This is a genomic window from Streptomyces sp. NPDC007808, from assembly GCF_042868655.1.
Lineage (GTDB): Bacteria > Actinomycetota > Actinomycetes > Streptomycetales > Streptomycetaceae > Streptomyces.
In genome coordinates, this window is record NZ_JBIAEQ010000006.1 from 417,086 (window position 1) to 440,106 (window position 23,021).

The following is a 23,021-nucleotide window of genomic DNA, read 5'->3' on the forward strand; positions in this document are numbered from 1 at the left end:
GACTCCCCACGGGGGCGGCGGACACGGAGCCGGGCACAGTGGGGTCGACCGAGCCCCGGCTCAATGGAATGGATCCATACCTTTGCGGTGCCGACCGGGTGATGGCAATACCCGTGCGTGAACAGCCCGTAAATCCCTGCCCTGCCGGGCCCGGTGGCACGCCTCAGCCGAGGAAACCCCGCAGCAGCGCCGCCGTGCCCCCGCAGTGCTCGCGCATGATCTCCCGTGCGCACTCGGCGTTGCCCTCGATCACGGCCTCCACCAGGGCGGTGTGCTGGCGCTGGGAGTGCTCCAGGTTGCGCACGAGGAGCGGGATGCAGTCGAGCAGGTCGTTGACCCTGGCGCGAACGGCCGCGTACTGGGCGGTGAGCGTGGGGGAGCCGGACAGCTCGGCGAGCGTCAGGTGCAGCAGGGTGTCCAGGCGGCGGTAGTCGGCGAGCGGGGCGTCGTGCGTGCGCGCCAGGGCCTCGCGCAGCCGGTCGGCCTGCTCCTCGTCCAGCCCGTGCGCCGCGCACAGCCCGGCCGCGCCGACCTCCAGGACCTCGCGGAACCGCAGTGTGTCCTCGACGTCGACGTCCTTCAGGCGCCGGCGCAGCTCCTCCTCGTCCGGCGTCTGGGGGCGCGGCAGCACGAACGTGCCGCCGTAGCGCCCGCGCCGCGACTCCACCAGCCCCTGGTCCTGGAGCACCTTCAGCACCTCGCGCAGCGTCACCCGGCTGATCCCGAGCCGGTCCGCCAGCTCGCGCTCGGCCGGCAGCCGCTCCCCGCCCGGCACCAGGCCGAGCCGGACGACCTGGAGGATCTGCTCCAGGGCCTCCTCGAAGCCGTTGCCCGCCCGTACCGGACGCAGCACGGAGGTCAGCCGGTCGTCCGTCTCGGGCGCCCCCTGCTCCCAGCCCTCCTGCGACATGTGGCCGGACCCCCTTCCCAATCAATGGTTCTGGGCAATACCTTATGGCTTCCGGCTGACCGAAGTAGCCGAAGGAGGCTCTCCCGTGGCAGACCGCACACCCCCGCTGAGCGTCGAGGAGCTGCACGCCCTCGTCGCCGGCGGTGAGATCGACACTGTCGTCCTGGCCTTCCCCGATATGCAAGGGCGGCTCCAGGGCAAGCGGTTCGCCGCCCGCTTCTTCCTCGACGAGGTCCTGCACCACGGCACCGAGGGCTGCAACTACCTCCTCGCCGTCGACACCGAGATGAACACCGTCGACGGCTACGCCATGTCCTCCTGGGACCGCGGCTACGGAGACTTCGCCATGCACCCGGACCTGGCCACGCTGCGCCGCGTGCCCTGGAACGCCGGCACGGCCATGCTGATCGCCGACCTCGCCTGGAACGACGGCTCGCCCGTGGTTGCCGCACCCCGCCAGATCCTGCGCCGCCAGCTGGAGCGCCTCGCCGAGCACGGCTACACGGCGAACGTCGGCACCGAGCTGGAGTTCATCGTCTTCAAGGACACCTACGAGCAGGCCTGGGACGCCGGCTACCGCGGCCTCACCCCCGCCAACCAGTACAACATCGACTACTCCGTCCTCGGCACCGGCCGCATCGAGCCCCTGCTGCGCCGCATCCGCAACGAGATGGCGGGCGCCGGCCTCACCGTCGAGTCCGCCAAGGGCGAATGCAACCCCGGCCAGCACGAGATCGCCTTCCGCTACGACGACGCCCTCGTCACCTGCGACCAGCACGCCGTCTACAAGACCGGCGCCAAGGAGATCGCCGCCCAGGAGGGCGTCTCGATCACCTTCATGGCCAAGTACAACGAGCGCGAGGGTAACTCCTGCCACATCCATCTCTCCCTCGCGGACTCCGACGGCGGCAACGCCATGGCCGGCGACGGTGAGGGCGGCATGTCGGAGGTCATGCGGCACTTCCTCGCCGGGCAACTGGCCGCGCTGCGCGACTTCTCCCTCCTCTACGCCCCCAACATCAACTCCTACAAGCGGTTCCAGCCGGGCTCCTTCGCCCCGACCGCCGTCGCCTGGGGCCACGACAACCGCACCTGCGCCCTGCGCGTCGTCGGCCACGGCCGCTCCCTGCGCTTCGAGAACCGGCTGCCCGGCGGAGACGTCAACCCGCACCTGGCCGTCGCCGGACTGGTCGCGGCCGGGCTGTACGGCATCGAGCAGAAGCTCGAACTGCCCGAGCCCTGCCCCGGCAACGCCTACACCGCCGACTTCGCGCACGTCCCCACGACCCTGCGCGAGGCCGCCGAACTCTGGGAGAACAGCCCGATCGCCAAGGCCGCCTTCGGCGACGAGGTCGTCGCCCACTACCGCAACATGGCGCGCGTCGAACTGGACGCCTTCGACGCCGCGGTCACCGACTGGGAGCTGCGCCGCTCCTTCGAACGCATGTGAGGCCCTTGTTGTCTTCCGAGCACGAACTGCAGGTACTGAACCCCGCCACCGAGGAGGTCGTCGCCACCGTCGCGGCCGCCACCGCGGCCGACGTGGACGCCGCCGTCGTACGGGCCGCGAAGGCGCAGTCCGCATGGGCCGCGCTCGCGCCCGGAGAACGCGCCCGGCTGCTGCGCCGGTTCGCGGTCACGGTCGACGAACACCTCGAAGAACTCGCCCGGTTGGAGGTCCGCGAGGCCGGGCACACCATCGGCAACGCCCGCTGGGAGGCCGGCAACGTCCGCGACCTGCTCGACTACGCGGCCGGCGGGGTCGAGCGGCTGACCGGCCATCAGATCCCGGTACCCGGCGGCCTGAACGTGACGATCCTCGAACCGCTGGGCGTCGTCGGCGTCATCGCCCCCTGGAACTTCCCGATGCCGATCGCCGCCTGGGGTACCGCCCCCGCGCTCGCGGCCGGCAACGCGGTCGTCCTCAAGCCCGCCGAGACGACCCCGCTGACCGCGCTGCGACTGGCGGAGCTCGCCTTGGAGGCAGGGCTCCCGCACGGCCTGTTCCAGGTCCTGCCCGGCCACGGCCCCGTCGCGGGCAACGCCCTCGTCGAGCACCCGGGCGTCGCGAAGATCGTCTTCACCGGTTCGACGACCGTGGGCAAACAGGTGCTGGCGAAGGGCTCGGCACTCCTCAAGCGCGTCACCCTGGAACTCGGCGGCAAGAGCCCCAACATCGTCTTCGCCGACGCCGACCTCGAAGCCGCCGCGGCCGCCGCCCCCATGTCCTTCCTCGACAACTCCGGCCAGGACTGCTGCGCCCGCACCCGTATCCTCGTCCAGCGCTCCGTCCACGACCGCTTCCTGGAGCTGCTGAGCCCGGCCATCGAGGCGGTGACGGTGGGCGACCCCGCCGACGAGCGGACCGACATGGGCCCGCTCATCTCCAAGGCCCAGCTGGACCGGGTCCGTTCGTACGTCACCGACGACCTGGACGGCATCCGCGGCAAGGCCCCCGAGGGCCCCGGTTTCTGGTTCCCGCCCACCGTCCTCACCGGCGTCGAGCCGCACGCGCGCGTGGCCGTCGAGGAGGTCTTCGGACCCGTCGCCGTCGTCCTCCCCTTCGAGGACGAGGCCGAGGCGGTCGCCCTGGCCAACGGCACCGACTACGGCCTCTCCGGATCCATCTGGACGAGGGACGTCGGCCGCGCCCTGCGCGTCTCCCAAGCCGTCCGGGCCGGGAACCTGTCCGTCAACTCCCACTCCAGCGTCCGCTACTGGACCCCCTTCGGCGGCTTCAAGCAGTCCGGCATCGGCCGCGAACTGGGCCCGGACGCCCTGACCGCATTCACCGAGACCAAGAACGTCTTCATCAGCACGGAGGGCCCCGCACAGTGACCGAACAGAATGTGTGCCGTCGCCTCGTCGGCCGCACGGCAGTCATCACCGGAGCCGGCAGCGGCATCGGCCTGGCCACCGCCCGCCGACTCGCCTCCGAGGGCGCCCACGTCGTCTGCGGCGACGTCGACGAGCAGCGCGGCAAGGCGGTCGCCGAGGAGGTCGGCGGGATCTTCGTCAAGGTCGACGTCACCGACCCCGAGCAGGTCGATGCGCTGTTCAGGACGGCGTACGAGACCTACGGCAGCGTCGACATCGCCTTCAACAACGCCGGAATCTCACCGCCCGACGACGACTCCATCCTGGAGACCGGCCTGGAGGCGTGGAAGCGGGTCCAGGAGGTCAACCTCACCTCCGTCTACCTGTGCTGCAAGGCCGCCATCCCCTACATGCGGCAGCAGGGCAAGGGGTCCATCATCAACACGGCGTCCTTCGTCGCCCGGATGGGTGCGGCGACCTCGCAGATCTCCTACACGGCCTCCAAGGGTGGCGTCCTCGCCATGTCCCGTGAACTGGGCGTGCAGTTCGCCCGCGACGGCATCCGGGTCAACGCCCTGTGCCCCGGCCCGGTCAACACCCCGCTCCTGCAGGAGCTGTTCGCCAAGGACCCGGAGCGCGCCGCCCGCCGGCTCGTCCACATCCCGGTCGGCCGTTTCGCCGAGGCCGAGGAGATCGCCGCCGCCGTCGCCTTCCTGGCCAGCGACGACTCCTCCTTCGTCAACGCCACCGACTTCCTGGTCGACGGGGGGATCGCAGGGGCGTACGTCACACCCCTGTAGGGCGCCCCGCGGTCGCCGCGACGAGCACGGCACCCCCGCCCGGCTCGTCCCGCGACCCGTCCGCCCCGCACCTGGAATGGGGGGACACACCGCCCGGGCCGACTGCCGGCGCTCCCGGACCCCGGGACCGCCGGTCACCGCCAGTGCCGGGCGGTGCCGGGCGGGGCCGGGCCGGGGGGGCGGGGCACCGAGGTGAACCGCCCACGCCCGGCCGTCGTCGTGGACCGACTCGGAACCGGTGCGCTACAGGAACGTGTGCCCCTCACCCCGGTACGTCGGCACCGTCGCCGTCACCGAGTCGCCCTCGACGAGGTGCAGCGACTCGAACCGCTCGCACAGCTCCCCGGCCTTGGCATGCCGGAACCACACCTTGTCGCCGATCAGCAGATCGTCGGCCGGGGAGCCGAGCAGCGGTGTCTGCACCTCTCCGGGCCCCTCCTGGGGGTCGTAGCGCAGCCCCTCCGGCAGGTACGGCACCGGCAACCGGTCCGGCCCGGCCGCACCCGAGGCCGGATACCCGCCGCCGAGCACCGTCACCACGCCCACCCCCGGCCGTCGCACGACAGGCTGGGCGAACAGCGCGGCCGGACGCCCGCTGAAGGAGGTGTAGTTGTCGAACAGCCGCGGCACGTACAGCCCCGACCCGGCGCCGATCTCGGTGACGCAGTCCTCGGCGGCCGTGTGCTGCACACTGCCGGTCCCGCCGCCGTTGACGAACTCCAGCCCCGGCGCGACCGCCCGCACGGCCCGCACCACCTCGGCCCGCCGCTCCGCGAGTTCCCGGCGGGCGGTGGCCTGCATCAGCCGTACCGCACGCGACCGCAGCGGCCGCCCCGGCACGGCGTCACCGACACCGGCGATATGGCCCTCGTACGCCATGATCCCCACGACCTCGAACCCCGGTCGCCGGGCGACCAGACGAGCCATGTCGGCGACCTGCGCGGGGGAGTGCAGCGGGGAACGCCGGGCGCCGACCCGCACCCGGCCGCCCAGCAGCTTCAGCGACGTGTCCAACTCCAGGCAGACCCGCACCACTTCCCGGCCGCCGTCCCGGGCGTCGTCGATCAGCCGGAGCTGCGCCGGGTCGTCGATCATCACCGTCACGGCGGAGGCGAGCTTGGGATCGGCGGTCAGCTCGGCGAACCCGGCACGGTCGGCGGACGGGTAGGCGAGCAGGACGTCGTCGAACCCGGAGCGCGCAAGCCACAGGGACTCGGCGAGGGTGAAGGACATGACGCCCGCGAACCCGTCCTTCGCGAGCACCCGCTCCAGCAGGGCCCGGCAGCGTACGGACTTGCTGGCGACGCGGATCGGCTTTCCGCCGGCGCGGCGCAGCATGTCGTCCGCGTTGGCGTCGAAGGCGTCCAGGTCCACGATCGCGAGAGGGGCGTCGAGATGGGCGGTGGCCCGGTCGTAACGGGCCCGGTCGGCGGCGCGCGCAGTCATGAACGAAGCCTGCCATGCAGGATTACCGCAGGGTAGGGGGATGTTCCGGGCAGATGCACACGGGGTCCCGGACTGGTTCCCGCTCGCCCGGGATCAACCCGTAGAGTGACGCGCACGCATGTGTGGAAGTCCCCGGCCGACCGCCGCGCCGGGATGACGCTCCATCCGTGCGGGTATGCGTGCCTGGTCGGACGAGTCCGAGTCGGCCGGGCGGAAGGACCAGAGCGACGGCCCACGTACGAGCACGGGCCCGGACATGAGGAAACGGGGGGTGCATGAGCACGGAAGCGCGTCGCGCACCCGTCCCTCCGCGTCCGACCACACCCCCGCCGCCTGCCACCCCGCCCCGCCCGGCGACCCCGCCGCGCCCCGCGCAGCCGCCCGCGACCCCGGACGCCGTCCGTGCCGGGTCGACGGGCGCGGCCGACTCCACCGCCCCGTCGTCCCCGCGCCGCGACGACGGCGTGACCCGCGACACGCCCCCGGCCTCGGGCGCCGACCGGAGCGGCCCCATGCGCCCCGCCGGCCCCATGCCCCCCGCGGCCCCGCCCCGCCCCCCGGCCCCGGACGCCACCCCCGCCGCCCCGCCCCCGCCCCTGGCCTCGGCCCGGTTCCCGGACGTGCCGCCCACCGCGGGGCAGCCGGACGACGGCGCCGGACGCGGGGACAGCGGCGGATCCGGCGGATCGTTGCGCCAGGAGGACACCGCACGGCCCGCACCCGGCGGCGGGATACCGCCCCGCCCGGCCGAGCGGCCCTCGCCGCCGCGTCGTACGGGCGCCCCCGCCGAGACCGCCGCGGAGACCACCTTCCGACTCCGACCGGTCGCCGGTGAACCCTCCGCCCGCCCCGTCGGCACGCCGGGCCGCCCCGGCGCGCTCCCCCGGCAGAACACCGCTTCCACTCAGGGAACCGCGGCCGTTCCGGCGGCCCGCCCCGCCCCCGCCCCCGCCTCGTTCGCCCCGGACCCGTCCCTCTCCTGGAGCGCCCCCATGGCACCGGGCGGCGGCCGGCCCCTCGTGTCGTTCGGGGAGCCCGAGGGCTACGACGAGCAGGCGCGACCTCGGCCCCTCGGAGCGCGGTTCCGGCCCCGGATCGCCATGGCCGCCGCCTGCGTGGTCCTCGGGATCGGGCTCATCGGCGGTGCTGTGACCGGCAGTTGGCTGGTCGGGGAACCTGGTGACGACGGCTCGCGGGACACTTACGCCGCGGCCGGAGACCTGTGGCACAGCGTGCCCGTCGACCAGCTGTTCCCCCCCACGGTGAACGGCAAGGGTGCCGGCCCCGGCGGCGCCGACCGTACCTGGACGCGCGTCGCCGTCGCCCCGGACACCGGCTGCGCCGACGCCTTCGATCCGCTGCTGCGCAAGGCCCTCGCCCCCGTCGGCTGCCAGCGCCTGCTGCGCGCCACCTACACCGACGCCACCCAGAGCCATGTGACCACCGTCGGCCTGCTGTTCACCAAGGCCGACGCGACAGCGATGCGCCAGCTCGACTCCCGGTTCACCGAAGAGGGCCTCGACCGCCGCACCGACCTCATGCCCCGCCCGTACGCCCCCAGGACCGGCCCCGCCGCCGGATTCGGGGACGAACAGCGCGCCTCCTGGACCGTCTCGGTCCTCACCGACGCCCCCGTCGTCGTCTACGCCGTCTCCGGCTGGACCGACGACCGCACCGTCGACGAGCCCGAGCCCGCCGAGGAGGCCATGCAGTCCGGCGCCACCACGTCCGTGGCCCAGGCCGGCCTCGGCTACGAGGCCCGGGGCCTCGCCGACCGCGTCGAACGCGCCCTGCGCAAGAACGTCGGCCCGTCCACGGAGCAGTCGTCATGAACACCGGCACGAGCAGCGGGACCCCGGCCACCGGCACGAGCGCCGTGGCGGCCACCGTGACCCGCGCCAGCAGCGGGGCCCTGGCCGTCGGTACGAGCGCGGTGGCGACTACCGTCACCGGCACGAGCCGCGTGGCGGCCCCGGCCACCGGCACGAACGCCGTGGCGACCACCGTGACCCGCGACAGCAGCGGGACCCCGACGACCGGCACGAGCGCGGTGGCGGCCACCGTGACCCGCGCCAGCAGTGGGACCCCGGCCACCGGCACGAGCGCCATGGCGACCACCGTCACCGGCACGAGCCGCGCGGCGGCCACCGCCCCGAACAGCGGCCGCAGGACCGTGCGCTCCCTCATGCCGCGACGTACCGCCGCCCCCCTCGCCGTCCTGCTCGGCGCCTGCCTCGCCGTCCTCCCGTCGACCACCGCGCACGCCGACTCGATACGCGCCCGGCAGTGGGCCCTGAGCGCCATGCACACCCAGGAGGCCTGGCAGACGACCAAGGGCTCCGGCGTCACCGTCGCCGTCCTCGACACCGGTGTCGAGGCCGACCACCCCGACCTGGCCGGGAACGTCCTGGACGGCAAGGACATGGTCGGCTTCGGCGCCGAGCCCGGCGACCGGGCCTGGGCCCGGCACGGCACCGCGATGGCCGGCATCATCGCCGGCCACGGACACGGCGCCGGCAACGGCGACGGCGTCATGGGCATCGCCCCCGAGGCCAAGATCCTCCCCGTCCGGGTCATCCTGGAGGACGGCGACTCCGCGCGCGCCAAGGCCCGCAGCACCCGCGGCAACGCCCTCGCCGACGGCATCCGCTGGGCCGCCGACCACGGCGCCGACGTCATCAACCTCTCCCTCGGCGACGACTCCAAGTCCGCCCACCCCGAGGCCGGCGAGGACGAGGCCGTCCAGTACGCCCTGAAGAAGGGGGCCGTCGTCGTCGCCTCGGCCGGCAACGGCGGCGAGAAGGGCGACCACATCTCCTACCCGGCCGCCTACCCGGGCGTCATCGCCGTCACCGCCGTCGACCGCTACGGCACCCGCGCCTCCTTCTCCACCCGCCGCTGGTACGCGACGGTCAGCGCCCCCGGCGTCGACGTCGTCATCGCCGACCCCGACCACAAGTACTACGAGGGCTGGGGCACCAGCGCCGCCGCCGCCTTCGTCTCCGGAGCGGTGGCCCTGATCAAGGCGGCCCACCCCGGCCTCACCCCGGCCCAGATCAAGAAGCTCCTGGAGGACACGGCGCGCGACGCCCCCGCCGACGGCCGCGACGACTCCCGCGGCTACGGCTTCATCGACCCAGCGGCCGCCATCGAGAAGGCCGCCCGCGTCGAAGCGCGGAACCTGAAGCCGGCGGCGTACGGCGAGAAGTACTTCGGCCCGGGGCCCGACGCCCCCGCGTCGGAGGAGGACGCGACCAGTTGGACCGCCGTGCTCGCGGGCGGCGCCGGCGGCCTCCTGCTGATCTCGGCGGTCGCCCTGGTGCGCGGCCGCCGCGAAACCCACGACTTCCGGTGACGCCACGACGGCTGCCGCGCCGGACACCGCTACCCCGCCGCATCCTCCACACCGAACAGTGACACGGCCGCCACCGCCGCTCCCTCGACCAGCGCGATCCCCGCCGCCCACGTCGGATTGCCCTTCGACAGCGCGGCCACCAGACAGCCTCGGCCGCCGACCGTCACCCGCCCGATGCTGTTGACCACCCACAGCCCGGTCGCCTCACGCGGCAGCCAGCCGTTCTTCAGCGCCCACCCGGAGCCGTCACCCGCCGCCGAGACCCCCCACCGCTGCCCCCGCACCACCCGCCCCATCAGCCCGCTCAGATACCTCCGGGACACCCCGTCCAACTCCGAGCCGGGTCCGAACACCTGCCGCAGCAGTGTGAGTTGATCGACCGCCGTGGTCCGCGTCAGCCCCCACAGCGTCCCCTCGCCGCCCTCGGTCCGGGTGAGCCCGAAGCGCTCGTTCGCCGCGTCGAGCCCCTCCGCCCGCCCGATCGCGCGCCACAGCTTTGAAGCGGCGTCGTTGTCGCTGTGCTCGATCATCGCCGTCGCGTACGCCTCCTCCGTCGCCGTGAGCCGCCGCCCCTCGTCCTGCGCCCGGAGCAGCAGCGTCGCCAGGATGTCGACCTTCACGATGCTCGCCGTGTCGAAGCGCCCGTCCCCGTACGAGGCGCTCTCACCCGACTCCGCGTCCAGCACGGCCACCGCCACGTCGGCACCCTCCGGGACCGGCACCGCCCGCATGGCCGCCGCCAACCGCCCGTCGCGATCCCTGGCCGACCGGACCGCACGCTCCACCGCAACCTCCTCGCGTCGCCACGTACCCGGGGCCGCACCGGCGCGGCGTGAGCCCCCCCGATAGGGTCGGTGACCGTGGCGAACAAGAACATTCCCGACTCCCCCTTCTCCGACGACGACGGCTCAGCCGACCCCCGGCTGAGTGCCGCGCTCGCCGCCTGGGCCGAGGACCGCACCGCCGAGGGGCCCGTCCTGGCCGCCCTCAAGGACGCCCGGCTGCTCGTCCCCGTCGTGGCCGTGCTCGGCGAGGTCGAGGAGGACGAGAACGGACTGCGCCGCGAGAAGACCAGCGACATGGCCGTACCGACCCTGAAGGCCGGCGCCCGCACCGCGCTGCCCGCCTTCACCTCCACCGACGCCCTGTCCCGCTGGGACCCGTCGGCACGTCCCGTCGCCGTACCCCTGCACCAGGCCCTGCAGGCCGCGGCACACGAGAAGGCGGACACGATCGTGCTGGACATGGCCGGTCCGGTGCCGTACGAACTGACCGGCCGCGCGCTGCTGGCACTCGCCGAGGGCCGTACGACGACCGACCCGCTGGCCGACCCGGCCGTCGTGGCGGCCGTCCGCGCCGCCGTCGCCGCCGAGCCCGCCGTCCTGCGCGCCCACCTCGGCCCCGGTCAGGCCGACGGCACCCTCGCCCTGGTCCTGGACCCGACCGCGCCCCCGGCCCGGGCCGCGCGGGCGGTGGCGGAGCGCCTCGCCGCCGACGAAACGCTGAGGGCCCGCCTGGTGCGCGGCCTCGACCTGGCACTGCTGCCGGCCGAGGCGACGCCGCCGGGCGAGCCCCTGTACGTACGCGGGTGAACAGGGCCTGTCGTCCGGATCACGCCGGCGTCGCGGGCCCTGGCGCCCGCGGCCCGGCCGGCCCTGAGTGGGCAAGCCCCGGGACGCCGGGCTCCGCGGGCACGATCTAGCCGTAGACCGGGCCGGTGTACTTCTCGCCCGGCCCCTGACCCGGCTCGTCCGGCACGATCGACGCCTCGCGGAACGCCAGCTGCAGCGACTTCAGGCCGTCGCGCAGCGGCGCCGCGTGGAACGAGCTGATCTCGGTCGTGCTCGCGTCCAGCAGACCGGCGAGGGCGTGCACCAGCTTGCGGGCCTCGTCCAGGTCCTTGTGCTTCTCGCCCTCCTCGGTCAGACCGAGCTTCACCGCGGCGGCGCTCATCAGGTTGACGGCGACCGTCACGATCACCTCGACGGCGGGGACCTCGGCGATGTCCCGGGTCATCTCGTCGAAGTCGGGAGACTCGGCAGATTCAGAAGGGGTGTCACTCATGTCCCACACGATAGGCCCCGGCGCACGTGGATTAGCACCGCCCCCGGGTAGCTGCTAACCTGGTGTGACGACCGGCCGGACACCCAGGCGAACACCAGGGCCCGGCCCACAAGTGGAGGCTCCGATCTCCCACCTGATCGTCCCTTGGGACGGCGGGTCACCCGGTCAGGCGGCCACCATCGTTCCGTACGGACGATGGAGTCGCCCGAAATCGCGCCCCGCGGCATCGCGGCGGTGCTCCGGAAGTGTTTTGGAGCCCCGCCTGTGATCGTCCGGGGCATTTTTTGTGCTTCGGCGCGGTTAGGTCTTACGAAAACAGACGTACGCGGCTGTCCGCCAGACGGTCGTGTGGTGCTAACCGAGGAGGATCCATCAGCGCCGAGCCCCGCATCAACGACCGGATTCGCGTTCCCGAGGTGCGACTTGTCGGTCCCAGTGGCGAGCAGGTGGGCATCGTCCCGCTGGCCAAGGCCCTGGAGCTTGCGCAGGAGTACGACCTGGACCTGGTCGAGGTCGCGGCGAACGCCCGTCCGCCCGTGTGCAAGCTCATGGACTACGGGAAGTTCAAGTACGAGTCGGCCATGAAGGCCCGTGAGGCGCGCAAGAACCAGGCGCACACGGTCATCAAGGAGATGAAGCTCCGGCCGAAGATCGACCCGCACGACTATGACACCAAGAAGGGTCACGTCGTCCGGTTCCTCAAGCAGGGCGACAAGGTCAAGATCACGATCATGTTCCGTGGTCGCGAGCAGTCCCGGCCCGAGCTGGGCTACCGGCTGCTGCAGCGTCTCGCGGAGGACGTCCAGGACCTCGGTTTCGTCGAGTCGAACCCGAAGCAGGACGGCCGAAACATGATCATGGTTCTCGGTCCGCACAAGAAGAAGACCGAGGCGATGGCCGAGGCTCGCCAGGCGCAGGAGGCCCGCAAGGCTGAAGCGAAGGCCAACCCCGGCAAGTCGCAGAACGCCGCGGATGCCGAGATCGCCGAGGCCCCTGCCGAGGCTTCCGCCGAGGCGTGATCCCGGGGGACGCCAGTCCCCACGGCAGTAATCGATACAAGAGCGACGCTCCACCGTGCCCGGTTTCACGACCGGGCATCGGAGCGCCATCTACGAGGAGAGAACGGCGCTATGCCGAAGAACAAGTCGCACAGCGGTGCCAGCAAGCGCTTCAAGGTCACCGGCTCCGGCAAGGTGCTCCGCGAGCGCGCCGGCAAGCGCCACCTGCTCGAGCACAAGTCGTCCCGCGTGACGCGTCGCCTCACCGGCAACGCCGAAATGGCCCCGGGCGACGCCGCGAAGATCAAGAAGCTTCTCGGCAAGTGACATCGGGCGCGGACCGCATCACCTCGGTCCTCGCGCCTGATCTCTGACCGGGACCCAATCGATACCGGGTCGTGTGAGTCCAACCACGGCCCCGCTACAAGGAGTTAACAAGTGGCACGCGTCAAGCGGGCAGTCAACGCCCACAAGAAGCGCCGGGCGATCCTCGAGCAGGCCTCCGGCTACCGCGGTCAGCGTTCGCGCCTGTACCGCAAGGCCAAGGAGCAGGTCACCCACTCGCTGGTCTACAACTACAACGACCGCAAGAAGCGCAAGGGTGACTTCCGCCAGCTGTGGATCCAGCGCATCAACGCCGCTGCCCGCGCCAACGGCATCACGTACAACCGCTTCATCCAGGGTCTGAAGGCCGCGAACGTCGAGGTCGACCGCAAGATCCTGGCCGAGCTGGCCGTCAACGACGCGGGCGCGTTCGCCGCGCTCGTCGAGGTCGCCCAGAAGGCGCTGCCGAGCGACGTCAACGCGCCGAAGGCTGCGTGACGCACCGGCTGCCGAAAGCAGACGTGACTGAAGGACCCGCAGGCCGACGAGGTCTGCGGGTCCTGCTGTGTCCGTGAACCTCACAACCTCAAGGTGACCCCCATGCCTCCCGCCAGCCCCGAGCTGATCTCCCCCCGTTCCCCCCGCGTCTCCGCCGCCCGGCGGCTCGCCAAGCGGAACTTCCGGGGCAAGGAGCGGCTGTTCCTCGCGGAAGGGCCGCAGGCCGTACGGGAGGCGGCGGCTTACGGGTCCACGCTCGTCGAGCTGTTCACGACCGTCGAGGCGGCGGAGCGGTACGCCGACATCATCGGTGAGGCCCGCGCGGCCGGCGCCCGGGTGCACCTCGCCGCCGAGCAGGTCATCGCCGACATCTCCACCACCGTCACCCCGCAGGGGCTCGTCGGCGTCTGCCGGTTCATCGACACCCCCTTCGACGAGATCCTCGCCGCCCGGCCCAAGCTGGTCGCCGTACTGGCCCATGTACGCGACCCCGGGAACGCCGGCACCGTCCTGCGGTGCGCGGATGCCGCCGGGGCCGAGGCCGTCGTCCTGACCGACGCGTCCGTGGACCTCTACAACCCCAAGGCCGTACGTGCCTCCGTCGGGTCCCTGTTCCATCTGCCCGTCGCCGTGGGGGTGCCCGTCGAGCGGGCCGTGGCGGGGCTGCAGGACGCCGGGGTGCGGATCCTCGCCGCCGACGGGGCGGGCACGGACGACCTCGACGACGAGCTCGACAAGGGCACCATGGGCGGGCCGACCGCCTGGGTGTTCGGCAACGAGGCCTGGGGGCTTCCGCAGGAGACCCGCGCGCTGGCCGACGCCGTCGTGCGCGTACCGATCCACGGAAAGGCCGAGAGCCTGAACCTCGCCACCGCGGCCGCCGTATGTCTCTATGCCTCGGCCCGTGCACAGCGCGCGCCGGGAGGGTGCCGCACGGTTACCACGAGCTAGTAGGGTGACCAGCTCGGGGCCCCCAGACCGTGGTGAGAGGTGGGGTACGGGGATGAGTGTCGGCACGAGCAGCGCGCCGGGAGCACAGGACGCGCGGCCGCCGTCCGCGGCCGGTCCCGGTGACCCCGCCGAGCTCGGCGTCGATCCCGACGACCTGCCCGACGGCCTCGTCGTCGCCGACGAGCACGGGCACGTCATCTGCTTCAACGCCGCCGCTGAGCGCATCACCGCCGTCCCCGCCGCCGACGCCCTCGGGCAGCGGCTGGAGCGGGCGCTGCCGTTGGAGGATCTGGACGGACGGCGCTGGTGGCAGCTGACCGACCCGTACGGCGGCCTCGCCATCCGGCGTCGCCAGCCCGAGCGCAATCTGCTCCTGCCGGGTGGACGGGAGGTGCTCGTCACGGTGCGGTACGTCCGCCGGGAACCCACCGGCCCGGTGTGCCGGGTCGTCGTCTCGCTGCGCGACACCGAGGCCCGCCGTCGCACCGAGCGCAGCCACGCCGAGCTGATCGCGACCGTCGCGCACGAGCTGCGCTCCCCGCTCACCTCCGTCAAGGGCTTCACCGCCACGCTGCTCGCCAAGTGGGAACGCTTCACCGACGACCAGAAGCGGCTGATGCTGGAGACCGTCGACGCCGACGCCGACCGGGTCACCCGGCTCATCGCCGAGCTGCTCGACATCTCGCGGATCGACAGCGGCAGGCTGGAGGTCCGGCGCCAGCCCGTCGACATCGGCGCGGCCGTGGGACGGCACATCCAGGCGTACGTCGCCGCCGGACAGCCCGCCGACCGCTTCCTGCTGCGCGTCGAGCAGCCCCTGCCCGGCCTGTGGGCCGACCCCGACAAGATCGACCAGGTGCTCAGCAACCTCATCGAAAATGCCGTGCGTCACGGCGAAGGAACCGTCACCATCGACATCACGGCCACGGCGTCGCCCCGCGAGGGTGAGGACGCCGGTACGTCGGTCACGGTGAGCGACGAGGGGCCCGGCATCCCGGAGGAGTCCATGAACCGCGTCTTCACCCGCTTCTGGCGGGGCAGCAAGCGCGGTGGCACGGGCCTCGGGCTCTACATCGTCAAGGGCATCGTGGAGGCCCACGGCGGCACCATCACGGTCGGCCGCGCCCCCGGCGGCGGCGCGCGGTTCCGATTTACGTTGCCCGTGGCGGCACCGGCGTATCTCACCTGAGAACCGGACCGAGCCCCACGGGCGCATTCGCTCACCTCGACCCCGTTAGACTCGGCCTTTGGCACCTTTGTGTCCCAAAAACCAGGACGCTGCGTCCCAAAAACGATGACGCACTGTCCACGAGTCGGTACGGGGACCTTCAGCCAGCCAACCGGAAGCACGGGAAGAGATGTCGGCACCGAATAAGTCGTACGACCCTGTCGAGGTCGAGGCACTGAAACCAGAAGAGATCGAGCGCATGCGGGACGAGGCGCTCGCCGCCTTCGCCGCCGCGGACTCTCTCGACGCGCTCCAGGAGGCCAAGGTCGCCCACACCGGCGGCACCTCGCCGCTGGCTCTCGCCAACCGCGAGATCGGCGCCCTGCCCCCGCACGCCAAGGCCGAGGCCGGCAAGCGGGTCGGCCAGGCCCGTGGCGCGGTCAACAAGGGCCTCGCGGCCCGGCAGGCCGAGCTGGAGGCCGAGCGGGACCAGCGGGTGCTGGTCGAGGAGGCCGTGGACGTCACGCTGCCCTACGACCGCGTACCGTCGGGCGCCCGCCACCCGCTCACCACGCTGTCCGAGCGCATCGAGGACATCTTCGTGGCCATGGGCTACGAGGTCGCCGAGGGCCCGCAGGTCGAGGCCGAGTGGTTCAACTTCGACGCCCTCAACATCGGCCCGGACCACCCCGCGCGCGGCGAGGCCGACACCTTCTTCGTGCAGGGCCCGGACGGCGGCTCCGAGTCGGGTGTCGTGCTGCGCACCCACACCTCGCCCGTGCAGATCCGCTCCCTGCTCGACCGCGAGCTGCCGGTCTACGTGATCTGCCCCGGCCGTGTGTACCGCACCGACGAGCTGGACGCCACGCACACCCCGGTCTTCCACCAGGTCGAGCTCCTCGCGGTGGACGAGGGCCTGACCATGGCCGACCTCAAGGGCACCCTGGACCACATGGTCCAGTCGCTGTTCGGTGAGGGCATGAAGACCCGGCTGCGGCCGAACTTCTTCCCGTTCACCGAGCCGTCCGCCGAGATGGACATGGTGTGCTACGTCTGCCGCGGTGAGTCCGTCGGCAACCCCGACCGGCCCTGCCGCACCTGCTCCTCCGAAGGCTGGATCGAGCTCGGCGGCTGCGGCATGGTCAACCCGCGGGTCCTCACCGCCTGCGGCGTCGACCCGGAGAAGTACAGCGGCTTCGCCTTCGGGTTCGGCATCGAGCGGATGCTGATGTTCCGCCACAACGTCGAAGACATGCGAGACATGGTCGAGGGTGACGTCCGGTTCACCCGGCCGTTCGGGATGGAGATCTGATGCGGGTCCCGCTTTCTTGGCTGCGGGAGTACGTCGACCTGCCGGCGACGGAGACCGGCCGCGACGTCCAGGCCAAGCTCATTTCGGCCGGCCTGGAGGTGGAGACCGTCGAGCAGCTCGGCGCCGACCTCAAGGGCCCGCTGGTCGTCGGCCAGGTGCTGACCATCGAGGAGCTGACGGAGTTCAAGAAGCCGATCCGCTTCTGCACCGTCGACGTCGGCCAGGCCAACGGCACCGGCGAGCCCCAGGAACTCATCTGCGGCGCCCGCAACTTCCAGGTCGGCGACAAGGTCGTGGTCGTGCTCCCCGGGGCCGTGCTGCCCGGCGGCTTCGAGATCGCCGCGCGCAAGACCTACGGCCGTGTCTCGCACGGCATGATCTGCTCCACCAGCGAGCTGGGCATGGGCGACGACGGCACCCACGGCATCATCGTGCTGCCGCCGGAGACCGAGGTCGGCAGGGACGCCATCGAGCTGCTCGAACTGGTCGACGAGGTCCTGGACATCGCCGTCACCGCCAACCGCGGCGACTGCCTGTCCATCCGCGGCGTCGCCCGCGAGACCGCCATCGCCTACGGCATCCCGCTGCGCGACCCGGCGCTGCTCGACGTGCCCGGCCCGAACGCCTTCGGCTACCCGGTGCAGGTCTCCGACCCGGTGGGCTGCGACCGCTTCACCGCCCGCACGGTGACCGGCCTGAGCCCCGAGGCGCGCTCCCCGATCTGGCTGCAGCGCCGCCTGCAGAAGGTCGGCATGCGCCCGATCTCGCTGGCCGTGGACATCACCAACTACGTGATGATGGAGCTCGGGCAGCCGCTGCACGCCTACGACCGGAATCTGGTCCAGGGCACCATCGGGGTGCGCCGGGCCGAGGAGGGCGAGAAGCTCGTCACCCTCGACGGCGTCGAGCGCACGCTGCACGCCGAGGACCTGGTGATCACCGACGAGCGCGGACCGATCGGCCTCGCGGGCGTCATGGGCGGCGCCAACACGGAGATCGCCGACCACGAGGACCTGGAGAACGCGACGACCGAGGTCGTCATCGAGGCCGCCCACTTCGACCAGGTCGCCATCGCGCGTACGGCCCGCCGCCACAAGCTGTCCTCCGAGGCGTCCCGCCGCTTCGAGCGCGGCGTCGACCCGGCGGCCGCCGCCGCGGCCGCCCAGCGCACGGTCGACCTGCTGGTGCTGCTCGCGGGCGGTACGGCCGACGCGGGCGTCACCGAGGTCATCGCGCCGTCCGCGCCGCACACCATCACCACCCCGGCCGACCATCCGGACCAGGTCGCGGGCGTCAGGTACGGCCGCGAGACGGTCGTACGGCGGCTGCAGGAGATCGGCTGCGACGTGTACGGGCAGGACGAGCTGATCGTCACCGTGCCGTCCTGGCGGCCCGACCTGCTGGAGCCGAACGACCTGGCCGAAGAGGTCATCCGCCTGGAGGGCTACGAGAACCTGCCCTCCACGCTGCCCAAGCCGCCGTCCGGCCGTGGCCTGACCCACCGCCAGCGGCTGCACCGCCGGGTCGGCCGCGCGCTGGCCGGGGCCGGCTACGTCGAGGCGCCGAACTACCCCTTCGTCAGCGAGCAGGTCTTCGACCAGCTCGGTCTGGCGGCCGACGACCCGGCCCGCCGCGTCGTCAAGCTGGTCAATCCGCTCAACGACGAGGAGCCCGCGCTGCGCACGTCGCTGCTGCCGGGTCTGCTCGGCGCGCTGCGGCGCAACGACGGGCGGGGCTCGCACGACCTGGCGCTGTTCGAGACCGGCCTGGTCTTCCAGCCGAGGCAGGAGCGCGGTGCCGCCGGGCACTTGCCCGTCGACCGGCGTCCGACCGACGAGGAACTCGCCGGGCTGAACGCCGTGCTGCCCGAGCAGCCCCGGCACGTGGCCGTCGTGCTCGCCGGTGCGCGCGAGCAGGCCGGCTGGTGGGGCAAGGGCCGTCCGGCCGACTGGGCCGACGCGGTCGAGACGGCACGGCTCGTGGCCCGTGAGGCCGGGGCCGAGCTGATCGTGAAGGCCGGTCAGTACGGGCCGTGGCACCCGGGACGGTGCGCCGAGCTGGCGATCACCGTGGACGGCGCCGAGCGCGTCGTCGGCCACGCCGGCGAGCTGCACCCGCGGGTGCTCAAGACGCTGGGTCTGCCCGCGCGCACCTGCGCGATGGAGCTGGACCTGGACGCCCTGGAGCAGGTCGGGGACGGCACCCCGCAGGCGCCGAGCATCTCCACGTTCCCCGTGGCCACGCAGGATGTCGCCCTGGTCGTGGACAAGCCGGTGCCGGCCGCCGAGGTCGAGGCCGCGCTGCGTGAGGGGGCGGGTGAACTCCTTGAGGGCATCCGGCTGTTCGACGTGTACGTCAATGACGAGCAGCTCGGCGACGGGAAGAAGTCGCTGGCGTACGCGTTGCGCTTCCGCGCGGGTGACCGGACGCTGACCGTGGACGAGGCTTCGGCGGCTCGGGACGCCGCGGTCGCTCTGGCGGGCGAGCGTACGGGCGCGGTGCTCAGGGGGTAGCGCGCTCCTGACGGGCGCAAGTCCCCGCATTTCCTCGGGCGTTGAGGTCACCTCACTCAATAGGGTGACTTCTCCGGGTGATCCGGTTTTTCCGGACGATCTGCCGACAGAATCGGACCGGCCTTTCGAGGCCGGTCCGTCTGCGTTGTCAGGGCCTATTGGGGGGCCATCGGCATGTTCCGCATCAAGGCTCGGGTTCCCCACAGGGTGCTGGCGATGGGGTTGCCCACCGCCTGGGGTGCGATGGCGATCTCGTACAAGCTGGTCTGTCCACTGGCCCAGCAGGACGGCCTCGGCGCGCGGGTCGTCACCAGCGCCGTCTTCTTCGCGGTGGGGACGGGGCTCATCCTCCACGTCCGGCAGGCCCTGCTGCGCGAGCTCCGGCAGGCTCGCAAGGTCGCCGGTGCCGCCCAGCGCGCGTTGCTGCGGCCGCTGCCCGCGCGCATCGACGGGCTGAACGTCGCCGCCGCCCAGCTCTCCGCGGATCGCGGTGCCTCGGTCGGCGGCGACCTGTACGAGGTCATCGCCACCGAGCACGGCGTACGGGCGGTGATGGGCGACGTACGCGGCCATGGCATCGCCGCCCTGGGCACGGTGGCCGCCCTGCTCGGCAGTTTCCGCGAGGCCGTCCACGACGAACCCGACCTGGGCCGCGTACTGCGCAGACTGGACCGTGCCCTGGCCCGCCACCTGCGCGAGCGGGCACGCGACGAGCACCCGTCGTCCGGCCTGACACCGGACACCCCGGTCGCCGAGGAGTTCGTCACCGTCCTGCTGCTGGAGATCGGCAGGGACGGTGAGGTCACCGCCCTCAACTGCGGTCACCCCTGGCCGTATCTGCTGAGCGGCGACGGTGTCGAGCCGCTGGCCCGCGCCGATCCTCTCCCGCCGCTGGGGCCGTTCCCGCTCCCGACGGATCTGGCCCCCGTGCGGTGCGGGCCGCTGCAGCCGGGTGACTCCCTGGTCCTGTACACGGACGGTGTCGAGGACGCGAGGGACGCACGGGGCAGGTTCTTCTCCCTGCAGGCGGCGCTCACAGGAGTCGTACGACACGACCCGACCACTCCCCAGACGGTCCTGCGCACCCTCTTCACGGCGCTCATCCGCCACACGCGAGGAAGGCGGGCGGACGACATAGCGCTCCTTGTCCTGCGGAACGATCGAACAACGGCCGACCGCGGCTCCCCAGGGGCGCGGGGCCGTGACCGAGGCGGCTGCGCCGCCGCACGCGACCCGCAGCCGTCCAACCACCCATGACGCGACGGCGTTCAGTCGCCATCCGCCCAGCCACGGAGTGTCGGGCAGGCGGCTGGGCGGACGGCGCGGATGCGGGCCGCCGCTGTGTACGAGGGGGAGCCGGCGGCCCGGCCGGCCTCTTGCGAGGCATTTCAGTCAACCGGCTCACCACTGTGCGCGACAGCGCGCGCACGCTACGGATTCGAGCACTCCGTTCACACCCCGTGTGAAGCGGTTGGCACTACTCTGACGGCACCGAGCCACCCGGGGGGCATCCATGCAGCCCAACACCTTGCTCGACGCGATCCTGGACGAGGCCGGGATCTCGCACGCGGGGCTGGCCGCACACGTGAACCAGGCGGGGCGAGCGCGCGGTCTCGCGCTGAGGTACGAACACACCGCGGTCGCCCGGTGGTTGAAGGGGCAGCGGCCACGTGGCCAGGTGCCCGACCTGATCTGCGAGGTGCTCGCCGCCCGGCTGCAGCGCACTGTCACGCTCGACGACATCGGCCTCGGCGTCCCCGGCGATCCGTCCGCCGTGCACACCACCTCGCTGTCCGGTTTCGTGGAGCGGGCCACCGCCCTGTGGCGCTCCGACGAGCAGCAGCGGCCGCACATCCTCGGCGCGCCCGCGGTCACCGGCACGCCCGCGGTCATGCCCGTGTGGGAGTGGGAGAACCCGCCCGAGGACGTCGACGTCTCACGAGGCGGCCGGCACCGGGTCACCCCGGCCGACATCGAGATGCTGCGGGCCGCGCGCACGCACTACGAGCAGATGTACCGCAAGGCCGGCGGCATAGCGACCCGTACCCGGATCGTCGGCTTCCTCAACGCCGAGGCCGCGCCGCTGCTGCGCGGCAGTTACACCGACGCCACGGGCCGGCAACTGCACCGCGCCACGGGCGGACTGGTGGCCGTCGCCGGGATCTGCGCGTACGACTCCGACGCCCACGGGCTCGCCCAGCGCTACTTCCACCAGGCGCTGCGGCTGGCGAAGGCGAGCGGCGACCGGGGGCTCGGGGCGTACGTGATCGCTCTGCTGGTCAACCAGTCGCTGTTCATGCGGGAGTTCCGGCAGGCCGTCGCCTTCGCGGAAGCCGCCCTGCGGACCGCCGGCAAGCACATCACCCCGGCCCTCGCCTCCGACCTGTACGCGATGCAGGCGAAGGCGTACGCCCACCTCGGCGACGGCACGAGCGCCCTGTCCTGCATCCGGCGTGCCGAGCAGGCCGCCGAACGCATCCGCCGGGGGTACGAACCCGACGAGACGGGTTATGTCCAGCCCGGGCTCGTCAACGTGCAGGTGGCGGAGGCGCTGCTCAGCCTCGGGGAACTGACGGCCGCGGCGGAGCACGCCGCGGCCGCCGTCGGCAACCCCGCCCACGACCGCGGCCGGGTGCACCGGCTGGCCATGCTCAGCACGATCGAACTGCGCCAGGGGCATGCCGACAAGGCGGTGGCCACCGCGGTGCAGATGGCCGAGCAGGCGCGCGGCATGGAGTCCCAGCGTCTGCGCGACAGACTCCGCGCGGTACGCCAGCACCTGGTGCGCAGCGGCTGCGCCGGCACGGCCGAGGCCGCCGAACTCATCGACGGGGCGCTGCGCGTACCGCTCTAGGCGGAGGCAGGCTGGTACTCGTACCCAGACACCTTCATAGTCCCTGCTGCGATATTGCCACTTACTCGACGGAAGGTGGCAGAACCGTGCAGTGGACGAAACAGAACGAACAAACTGTGTATGAAAACCGCTGGTTCACCGTCAACCTGGCAGACGTGGAGCTGCCGGACGGACGGCACCTGGACCACTTCCTCATACGGCTGCGGCCGGTGGCCGTGGCCACGGTGGTCAACGAGGCCAACGAGGTCCTCCTCCTGTGGCGGCACCGTTTCATCACCGACAGCTGGGGGTGGGAGCTGCCGGCGGGCGTCGTCGAGGACGGCGAGGACGTCGTCCGCGCGGCCGCCAGGGAACTGGAGGAGGAGACCGGCTGGCGGCCGGGACCCCTGCGCCACCTCATGAGCGTGGAGCCCTCCAACGGGCTCACCGACGCCCGGCACCACATCTACTGGGCCGACGAGGGCGAGTACGTCGGACATCCCGTGGACGACTTCGAGTCGGACCGCCGGGAGTGGGTCCCGCTCAAGCTCGTGCCCGACATGGTCGCCCGTGGGGAGGTCCCGGCCGCCAACATGGCGGCCGCGTTACTGCTGCTGCACCACCTCAGGCTGGGTCAGGACGTCCTGCCCTGACGGACGTCACCCCGCCCGTGCTCAGTGTCCGACCGCCTGCCAGATCGCCACGACGAGAGCACCCACGGCGGTGAGGGCGGCGACCGCGGGCAGCGGCCAGCGCGCGTGTTCCAGCGTGTTGATCCGGGTGTTCAACTCGTCGAGTTCCTTCGCGGTCTCCTCGGTGCGGTGGGTGAGCAGAGCCAGCCCGCCCTCCACGCGGGCGTAGGCGACGTCGAGGCGACGCCGTAACTCTGCGAGTTCTCCTGACACGACCGGATGCTCGGGATCGGCGGTCACGAGTCCGCTCCTTTCCGTAGTCGTCTGTCATCCCTTGCATGCGCAGGGAAAGTGAACTCGCCTGGTGGGCACGTGGGGAGAGTGTGCGAGGGGCATATGC

20 protein-coding genes and 1 pseudogene are annotated in these 23,021 nt (G+C 72.3%); 16 read left to right on the forward strand and 5 right to left on the reverse strand.

From position 1 onward, the window contains the following. Nucleotides 1–163: 163 nt before the first annotated feature. Nucleotides 164–910, reverse strand: a complete 747-nt coding sequence (locus ACFYNL_RS24230) for a FadR/GntR family transcriptional regulator (protein WP_388806896.1) — start codon at nucleotides 908–910, stop codon at nucleotides 164–166. Between the two features lie 85 nt (nucleotides 911–995). Here ACFYNL_RS24230 and ACFYNL_RS24235 point away from each other — a divergent pair, with 85 nt between their 5' ends. From ACFYNL_RS24235 to ACFYNL_RS24245, 3 genes are read left to right on the forward strand one after another with little or no spacing between them, the layout of a single operon-like run. Continuing rightward, entirely contained in the window at nucleotides 996–2,360 is a 1,365-nt protein-coding gene (locus ACFYNL_RS24235; RefSeq protein WP_388806898.1) for a glutamine synthetase family protein, read from the forward strand. Nucleotides 2,361–2,368: 8 nt separating this feature from the next. After that, nucleotides 2,369–3,748, forward strand: coding sequence for an aldehyde dehydrogenase family protein (locus ACFYNL_RS24240; RefSeq protein WP_388806900.1), 1,380 nt, complete (start codon nucleotides 2,369–2,371; stop codon nucleotides 3,746–3,748). After that, nucleotides 3,745–4,527 (forward strand): 3-oxoacyl-ACP reductase, encoded by a 783-nt coding sequence (locus tag ACFYNL_RS24245; protein ID WP_388806902.1) that lies wholly within the window; start codon nucleotides 3,745–3,747, stop codon nucleotides 4,525–4,527. Before ACFYNL_RS24240 ends, ACFYNL_RS24245 begins: the two co-directional genes overlap by 4 nt. Before the next feature lie 243 nt (nucleotides 4,528–4,770). Here ACFYNL_RS24245 and ACFYNL_RS24250 read toward each other — a convergent pair whose 3' ends face one another. Then, a complete protein-coding gene (locus ACFYNL_RS24250) occupies nucleotides 4,771–5,973 on the reverse strand; it encodes an amino acid deaminase/aldolase (RefSeq protein ID WP_388806904.1) in 1,203 nt (400 codons plus the stop codon). Nucleotides 5,974–6,248: 275 nt separating this feature from the next. On the opposite strand from ACFYNL_RS24250, the gene ACFYNL_RS24255 reads away from it, so the two are divergent. Together ACFYNL_RS24255 and mycP are read left to right on the forward strand one after the other, a co-directional pair. Beyond that, complete coding sequence (locus tag ACFYNL_RS24255) at nucleotides 6,249–7,805, forward strand: hypothetical protein (protein WP_388806906.1); 1,557 nt, start codon at nucleotides 6,249–6,251, stop codon at nucleotides 7,803–7,805. Nucleotides 7,806–8,158: 353 nt separating this feature from the next. Continuing rightward, complete coding sequence (mycP, locus tag ACFYNL_RS24260; protein WP_388807293.1) at nucleotides 8,159–9,328, forward strand: type VII secretion-associated serine protease mycosin; 1,170 nt, start codon at nucleotides 8,159–8,161, stop codon at nucleotides 9,326–9,328. 29 nt (nucleotides 9,329–9,357) lie between these two features. Here mycP and ACFYNL_RS24265 read toward each other — a convergent pair whose 3' ends face one another. After that, nucleotides 9,358–10,059 carry a serine hydrolase gene (locus ACFYNL_RS24265; RefSeq protein ID WP_388807294.1) on the reverse strand — a complete coding sequence of 234 codons (702 nt, stop codon included), beginning with the start codon at nucleotides 10,057–10,059 and terminating at the stop codon, nucleotides 9,358–9,360. Nucleotides 10,060–10,188: 129 nt separating this feature from the next. On the opposite strand from ACFYNL_RS24265, the gene ACFYNL_RS24270 reads away from it, so the two are divergent. Then, nucleotides 10,189–10,920, forward strand: coding sequence for an SseB family protein (locus ACFYNL_RS24270; RefSeq protein WP_388806907.1), 732 nt, complete (start codon nucleotides 10,189–10,191; stop codon nucleotides 10,918–10,920). Nucleotides 10,921–11,026: 106 nt separating this feature from the next. Here ACFYNL_RS24270 and ACFYNL_RS24275 read toward each other — a convergent pair whose 3' ends face one another. Next, nucleotides 11,027–11,392 carry a DUF1844 domain-containing protein gene (locus tag ACFYNL_RS24275; RefSeq protein ID WP_388806909.1) on the reverse strand — a complete coding sequence of 122 codons (366 nt, stop codon included), beginning with the start codon at nucleotides 11,390–11,392 and terminating at the stop codon, nucleotides 11,027–11,029. A gap of 346 nt (nucleotides 11,393–11,738) precedes the next feature. On the opposite strand from ACFYNL_RS24275, the pseudogene infC reads away from it, so the two are divergent. From infC to ACFYNL_RS24325, 10 genes and pseudogenes are all read left to right on the forward strand, one after another. Continuing rightward, nucleotides 11,739–12,411, forward strand: a pseudogene (infC, locus tag ACFYNL_RS24280) (translation initiation factor IF-3). 111 nt (nucleotides 12,412–12,522) lie between these two features. Further along, nucleotides 12,523–12,717, forward strand: a complete 195-nt coding sequence (gene rpmI, locus ACFYNL_RS24285) for a 50S ribosomal protein L35 (protein ID WP_004933563.1) — start codon at nucleotides 12,523–12,525, stop codon at nucleotides 12,715–12,717. Between the two features lie 111 nt (nucleotides 12,718–12,828). Then, on the forward strand, nucleotides 12,829–13,212 hold the full coding sequence (gene rplT / locus ACFYNL_RS24290; protein ID WP_004002577.1) for a 50S ribosomal protein L20: 384 nt from the start codon (nucleotides 12,829–12,831) through the stop codon (nucleotides 13,210–13,212). A gap of 102 nt (nucleotides 13,213–13,314) precedes the next feature. After that, entirely contained in the window at nucleotides 13,315–14,163 is an 849-nt protein-coding gene (locus ACFYNL_RS24295; RefSeq protein ID WP_388806911.1) for a TrmH family RNA methyltransferase, read from the forward strand. Between the two features lie 52 nt (nucleotides 14,164–14,215). Then, entirely contained in the window at nucleotides 14,216–15,352 is a 1,137-nt protein-coding gene (locus ACFYNL_RS24300) for an ATP-binding protein (protein ID WP_388806913.1), read from the forward strand. A gap of 169 nt (nucleotides 15,353–15,521) precedes the next feature. Next, a complete protein-coding gene (gene pheS, locus ACFYNL_RS24305) occupies nucleotides 15,522–16,643 on the forward strand; it encodes a phenylalanine--tRNA ligase subunit alpha (RefSeq protein ID WP_019755805.1) in 1,122 nt (373 codons plus the stop codon). Next, on the forward strand, nucleotides 16,643–19,156 hold the full coding sequence (gene pheT / locus ACFYNL_RS24310) for a phenylalanine--tRNA ligase subunit beta (RefSeq protein WP_388806915.1): 2,514 nt from the start codon (nucleotides 16,643–16,645) through the stop codon (nucleotides 19,154–19,156). Before pheS ends, pheT begins: the two co-directional genes overlap by 1 nt. 174 nt (nucleotides 19,157–19,330) lie before the next feature. Beyond that, nucleotides 19,331–20,413 carry a PP2C family protein-serine/threonine phosphatase gene (locus ACFYNL_RS24315; protein ID WP_388806917.1) on the forward strand — a complete coding sequence of 361 codons (1,083 nt, stop codon included), beginning with the start codon at nucleotides 19,331–19,333 and terminating at the stop codon, nucleotides 20,411–20,413. 256 nt (nucleotides 20,414–20,669) lie between these two features. Then, complete coding sequence (locus ACFYNL_RS24320; protein ID WP_388806919.1) at nucleotides 20,670–22,010, forward strand: transcriptional regulator; 1,341 nt, start codon at nucleotides 20,670–20,672, stop codon at nucleotides 22,008–22,010. Nucleotides 22,011–22,096: 86 nt separating this feature from the next. Further along, a complete protein-coding gene (locus ACFYNL_RS24325; RefSeq protein WP_388806921.1) occupies nucleotides 22,097–22,642 on the forward strand; it encodes an NUDIX hydrolase in 546 nt (181 codons plus the stop codon). A 21-nt stretch (nucleotides 22,643–22,663) separates the two neighbouring features. Here ACFYNL_RS24325 and ACFYNL_RS24330 read toward each other — a convergent pair whose 3' ends face one another. After that, nucleotides 22,664–22,921, reverse strand: coding sequence for a hypothetical protein (locus ACFYNL_RS24330; RefSeq protein WP_126390312.1), 258 nt, complete (start codon nucleotides 22,919–22,921; stop codon nucleotides 22,664–22,666). Nucleotides 22,922–23,021 lie beyond the last annotated feature (100 nt).

Excerpts from the sequence above, each read along its gene's own strand:
- ACFYNL_RS24230 (WP_388806896.1), bottom strand. The coding sequence starts at position 910 with ATGTCGCAGGAGGGCTGGGAGCAGGGGGCGCCCGAGACGGACGACCGG.
- ACFYNL_RS24250 (WP_388806904.1), bottom strand. The coding sequence starts at position 5,973 with ATGACTGCGCGCGCCGCCGACCGGGCCCGTTACGACCGGGCCACCGCC.
- ACFYNL_RS24255 (WP_388806906.1), top strand. The coding sequence starts at position 6,249 with ATGAGCACGGAAGCGCGTCGCGCACCCGTCCCTCCGCGTCCGACCACA.
- mycP (WP_388807293.1), top strand. The coding sequence starts at position 8,159 with ATGCCGCGACGTACCGCCGCCCCCCTCGCCGTCCTGCTCGGCGCCTGC.
- ACFYNL_RS24265 (WP_388807294.1), bottom strand. The coding sequence starts at position 10,059 with ATGCGGGCGGTGCCGGTCCCGGAGGGTGCCGACGTGGCGGTGGCCGTG.
- ACFYNL_RS24275 (WP_388806909.1), bottom strand. The coding sequence starts at position 11,392 with ATGAGTGACACCCCTTCTGAATCTGCCGAGTCTCCCGACTTCGACGAG.
- rpmI (WP_004933563.1), top strand. The coding sequence starts at position 12,523 with ATGCCGAAGAACAAGTCGCACAGCGGTGCCAGCAAGCGCTTCAAGGTC.
- ACFYNL_RS24295 (WP_388806911.1), top strand. The coding sequence starts at position 13,315 with ATGCCTCCCGCCAGCCCCGAGCTGATCTCCCCCCGTTCCCCCCGCGTC.
- ACFYNL_RS24300 (WP_388806913.1), top strand. The coding sequence starts at position 14,216 with ATGAGTGTCGGCACGAGCAGCGCGCCGGGAGCACAGGACGCGCGGCCG.
- pheS (WP_019755805.1), top strand. The coding sequence starts at position 15,522 with ATGTCGGCACCGAATAAGTCGTACGACCCTGTCGAGGTCGAGGCACTG.
- pheT (WP_388806915.1), top strand. The coding sequence starts at position 16,643 with ATGCGGGTCCCGCTTTCTTGGCTGCGGGAGTACGTCGACCTGCCGGCG.
- ACFYNL_RS24315 (WP_388806917.1), top strand. The coding sequence starts at position 19,331 with ATGTTCCGCATCAAGGCTCGGGTTCCCCACAGGGTGCTGGCGATGGGG.
- ACFYNL_RS24320 (WP_388806919.1), top strand. The coding sequence starts at position 20,670 with ATGCAGCCCAACACCTTGCTCGACGCGATCCTGGACGAGGCCGGGATC.